The organism is Chryseobacterium culicis, assembly GCF_900108365.1.
GTDB lineage: Bacteria > Bacteroidota > Bacteroidia > Flavobacteriales > Weeksellaceae > Chryseobacterium > Chryseobacterium culicis.
In genome coordinates, this window is record NZ_FNWQ01000013.1 from 1 (window position 1) to 5,434 (window position 5,434).

General features: G+C 46.9%; 2 tRNA genes and 3 rRNA genes. All 5 read right to left on the reverse strand.

Annotation, left to right across the window (positions count from 1 at the left end):
• Window positions 1-48: 48 nt before the first annotated feature.
• A 5S ribosomal RNA gene (gene rrf / locus BLW74_RS22095) occupies window positions 49-156 on the reverse strand.
• 161 nt (window positions 157-317) lie between these two features.
• Window positions 318-3,072 (reverse strand): 23S ribosomal RNA (locus tag BLW74_RS22100).
• A 154-nt stretch (window positions 3,073-3,226) separates the two neighbouring features.
• Window positions 3,227-3,300 (reverse strand) — tRNA-Ala (locus BLW74_RS22105).
• Between the two features lie 82 nt (window positions 3,301-3,382).
• Window positions 3,383-3,456: transfer RNA gene (locus BLW74_RS22110), tRNA-Ile, on the reverse strand.
• A gap of 207 nt (window positions 3,457-3,663) precedes the next feature.
• Window positions 3,664-5,180 (reverse strand): 16S ribosomal RNA (locus tag BLW74_RS22115).
• Together the 16S, 23S and 5S rRNA genes with 2 tRNA genes alongside form the textbook arrangement of a ribosomal RNA operon.
• Window positions 5,181-5,434 lie beyond the last annotated feature (254 nt).

Here is a 5,434-nt window from a genome sequence, read left to right on the forward strand (position 1 = left end):
AAAAAAACCTTTATCGTTATGATAAAGGTTTTTTAAAAATAAAATAAAAACTGGCGGCGGCCTACTCTCCCGCTTTCGCAGTACCATCGGCGCTGGTGGGCTTAACTTCTGTGTTCGGAATGGGAACAGGTGAGCCCCACCGCTAAAACCACCCTAAAGAAGGTATATAACAGATCAGAGGTTAGATTTCAGATTTCACAACTTAAACGCTGCTATCTGATGTCTTATTTCTGACATCTGTTTTTAAGCGATAAAAACTTTCACAAAGACAAAACCTTCTATGCACATAAAGCACTTGGTTTATATTAGTAACCATAGACTATAAATCTACGGGTAATTAGTACTACTTGGCTATGACATTACTGTCTTTACACCTATAGCCTATCAACGTCGTCATCTACAACGACCCTTAAAAGATGTCTCATCTTGAGGCGAGTTTCGCACTTATATGCTTTCAGTGCTTATCTCTTCCAAACGTAGCTACTCAGCGGTGCACCTGGCGGTACAACTGATACACCAGAGGTTTGTTCAATTCGGTCCTCTCGTACTAGAATCAAGCCCTCTCAAACATCTAACGCCCGCAATAGATAGAGACCGAACTGTCTCACGACGTTCTGAACCCAGCTCGCGTGCCACTTTAATGGGCGAACAGCCCAACCCTTGGGACCTTCTCCAGCCCCAGGATGTGACGAGCCGACATCGAGGTGCCGAACCTCCCCGTCGATGTGAGCTCTTGGGGGAGACTAGCCTGTTATCCCCGGAGTACCTTTTATCCTATGAGCGATGGCCCTTCCATACGGAACCACCGGATCACTATGTCCTGCTTTCGCACCTGATCGACTTGTAGGTCTCACAGTCAAGCACCCTTATGCCATTACACTCTACGCACGGTTACCAAGCGTGCTGAGGGTACCTTTGAAAGCCTCCGTTACTCTTTTGGAGGCGACCACCCCAGTCAAACTACCCACCACGCAATGTCCTTCTAAAAGAAGTTAGGCTCCAAGTAAGTAAAGGGTGGTATTTCAACGTTGGCTCCACAAACACTAGCGTGCCTGCTTCAAAGCCTCCCACCTATCCTACACATTACTTACTCAAAGTCAATACGAAGTTATAGTAAAGGTTCACAGGGTCTTTTCGTCCCATTGCGGGTAATCGGCATCTTCACCGATACTACAATTTCACCGAGCTCGTGGCTGAGACAGTGCCCAGATCGTTACACCATTCGTGCAGGTCGGAACTTACCCGACAAGGAATTTCGCTACCTTAGGACCGTTATAGTTACGGCCGCCGTTTACTGGGGCTTCAGTTAATGCCTTCGCTTACGCTAAGCACCTTCCTTAACCTTCCAGCACCGGGCAGGTGTCAGACCCTATACAGCATCTTTCGATTTAGCAGAGTCCTGTGTTTTTGATAAACAGTCGCCTGGGCCTCTTCACTGCGGCCACCATTGCTGATGGCGTCTCTTCTTCCGAAGTTACGAGACTATTTTGCCTAGTTCCTTAGCCACGACTCACTCGAGCACCTTAGGATTCTCTCCTCGACCACCTGTGTCGGTTTTGGTACGGGTTGCTTCACTTCGGCTTTTCTTGGATCAGATTACACTACAGCAGCTTCGCCCGAAGGCTAGGCCTTGACTATTCCGTCAGTCTCCAGCAGCTACATCCAACCGTCCCCTTTATTCGTGAGCAAGTATGGGAATATTAACCCATTGTCCATCCACTACCCCTTTCGGGTTCGCGTTAGGTCCCGACTAACCCTCAGCTGATTAGCATGGCTGAGGAAGCCTTGGTCTTTCGGTGAGCAGGTTTCTCGCCTGCTTTATCGTTACTTATGCCTACATTTTCTTTTCTATCCGCTCCACAATACCTCACAGTACTGCTTCGGCGCAAATAGAATGCTCTCCTACCAGATATATCTGAAATATAAATCCATAGCTTCGGTAATATGTTTATGCCCGATTATTATCCATGCCGGACCGCTCGACTAGTGAGCTGTTACGCACTCTTTAAATGAATGGCTGCTTCCAAGCCAACATCCTAGCTGTCAATGCAGTCCAACCGCGTTGCTTCAACTTAACATATATTTGGGGACCTTAGCTGTTGGTCTGGGTTCTTTCCCTCTCGGACATGGACCTTAGCACCCATGCCCTCACTGCCGACGAACATTTATTAGCATTCGGAGTTTGTCAGGAATTGGTAGGTGGTGAAACCCCCGCATCCAATCAGTAGCTCTACCTCTAATAAACTTAACATCGACGCTGCACCTAAATGCATTTCGGAGAGTACGAGCTATCTCCCAGTTTGATTGGCCTTTCACCCCTACCCACAGGTCATCCGAAGACTTTTCAACGTCAACCGGTTCGGTCCTCCACTCTGTGTTACCAGAGCTTCAACCTGCCCATGGGTAGATCACAAGGTTTCGCGTCTAATCCTACTAACTATCCGCCCTATTCAGACTCGCTTTCGCTCCGGCTCCGGTACTTAATACCTTAACCTCGCTAGTAAAATTAACTCGTAGGCTCATTATGCAAAAGGCACGCCGTCACAGCATTACGCTGCTCCGACCGCTTGTAGGCGTACGGTTTCAGGTTCTATTTCACCCTTCTATTCGAAGTGCTTTTCACCTTTCCTTCACAGTACTTGTTCACTATCGGTCTTTCAGGAGTATTTAGCCTTGGAGGATGGTCCCCCCATATTCAGACAGGATTTCACGTGTCCCGCCCTACTCATTTATCATCTTAATATGCCTTTCGAGTACAGGATTATCACCTTCTATGATTGTTCTTTCCAGAACATTCCTCTAAACATAAAAAGACTTTTGGGCTAATCCGCTTTCGCTCGCCACTACTTACGGAATCTCTTCGATTTCTTTTCCTCCGGGTACTTAGATGTTTCAGTTCTCCGGGTTTGCTCCTCTTACGAGGTAATACATCTTCAATGTATTGGGTTGCCCCATTCGGACATCTGCGGATCAATTCGTGTGTGCCAATCCCCGCAGCTTTTCGCAGCTTACCACGTCCTTCTTCGCCTCTGAAAGCCTAGGCATCCGCCATACGCCCTTAACGATTTCTTTCCTATTGGTTACTCAAGCGCTTTATGCGCTCGGTTTTCTCTTTGTGATGTCTTTACCGTTAATGTCAATGATCTTAAATTTCTTTCTTTCAGACTGATGAACAAATGTTGTTTTTGGCTCCATTCGTAACTTTTAAACCAGTCGTCCAAAACTGTGGAGAATAAGGGAGTCGAACCCTTGACCTCCTGCGTGCAAGGCAGGCGCTCTAGCCAGCTGAGCTAATTCCCCCTCTAGGTGCTGTAGGCTCTAGGCTATAAGCGACAGGCTAAATGCCTACTGCTTGAAGCTTAATGCTTACCGCTTTAATTAGTAGTCTCGGGCAGGCTCGAACTGCCGACCTCTACATTATCAGTGTAGCGCTCTAACCAGCTGAGCTACGAGACTGTCTGTTAGACTTACAGATTTCAGATACTAGATTTCAGATTTAACTGAACCTTTTATCTTAATCCTGGTCTCTCTCAATCCCTTTACTAATTTCTAGTGGGTGTTGTATTGTTAATATAATCAACCAAACAAAAAACTAAAGCTATTGCTTTAAGTAAGTATAATGTACTTGCGTACTGATTTTGTTTAACGTCTTATGACGCTCTAAAATGAGATGTTCCAGCCGCACCTTCCGGTACGGCTACCTTGTTACGACTTAGCCCTAGTTACCTGTTTTACCCTAGGCAGCTCCTGTTACGGTCACCGACTTCAGGTACCCCAGACTTCCATGGCTTGACGGGCGGTGTGTACAAGGCCCGGGAACGTATTCACCGCGCCATGGCTGATGCGCGATTACTAGCGATTCCAGCTTCATAGAGTCGAGTTGCAGACTCCAATCCGAACTGAGACCGGCTTTCGAGATTTGCATCACATCGCTGTGTAGCTGCCCTCTGTACCGGCCATTGTATTACGTGTGTGGCCCAAGGCGTAAGGGCCGTGATGATTTGACGTCATCCCCACCTTCCTCTCTACTTGCGTAGGCAGTCTCACTAGAGTCCCCAACTTAATGATGGCAACTAGTGACAGGGGTTGCGCTCGTTGCAGGACTTAACCTAACACCTCACGGCACGAGCTGACGACAACCATGCAGCACCTTGAAAAATGTCCGAAGAAAAGTCTATTTCTAAACCTGTCATTTCCCATTTAAGCCTTGGTAAGGTTCCTCGCGTATCATCGAATTAAACCACATAATCCACCGCTTGTGCGGGCCCCCGTCAATTCCTTTGAGTTTCATTCTTGCGAACGTACTCCCCAGGTGGCTAACTTATCACTTTCGCTTAGTCTCTGAAACTTGCATCCCAAAAACGAGTTAGCATCGTTTACGGCGTGGACTACCAGGGTATCTAATCCTGTTCGCTCCCCACGCTTTCGTCCATCAGCGTCAGTTGTTGCTTAGTAACCTGCCTTCGCAATTGGTGTTCTAAGTAATATCTATGCATTTCACCGCTACACTACTTATTCCAGCTACTTCAACAACACTCAAGACCTGCAGTATCAATGGCAGTTTCACAGTTAAGCTGTGAGATTTCACCACTGACTTACAGATCCGCCTACGGACCCTTTAAACCCAATAAATCCGGATAACGCTTGCACCCTCCGTATTACCGCGGCTGCTGGCACGGAGTTAGCCGGTGCTTATTCGTACAGTACCTTCAGCTAGATACACGTATCTAGGTTTATCCCTGTACAAAAGAAGTTTACAACCCATAGGGCCGTCATCCTTCACGCGGGATGGCTGGATCAGGCTCGCACCCATTGTCCAATATTCCTCACTGCTGCCTCCCGTAGGAGTCTGGTCCGTGTCTCAGTACCAGTGTGGGGGATCACCCTCTCAGGCCCCCTAAAGATCGCAGACTTGGTGAGCCGTTACCTCACCAACTATCTAATCTTGCGCGTGCCCATCTCTATCCACCGGAGTTTTCAATTTAAAATGATGCCATTCTAAATATTATGGGGTATTAATCTTCCTTTCGAAAGGCTATCCCCCTGATAAAGGCAGGTTGCACACGTGTTCCGCACCCGTACGCCGCTCTCAAGATCCCGAAAGATCTCTACCGCTCGGCTTGCATGTGTTAGGCCTCCCGCTAGCGTTCATCCTGAGCCAGGATCAAACTCTCCATTGTATGTTTGTCTGACTCACTCAAAGTTTTTAACGCTTTAGTTTTTCCTTACTTGGTTGTTATATTGTATGTCAATGATCTTTATATCTTCCGCTTTATAACGAAGCAATCTTTTCTGTCAGTGTCGCTCCGTATTTGCGAGTGCAAAAGTAAAACTTTATTTTGAAATGACCAAATGTTTCTGAAAGAAATTTTAAAGTTTTTTAAGTAACCTTAACCCTTTCCTAAACCTTCAATCCTATACTCCTGCGCTCCCT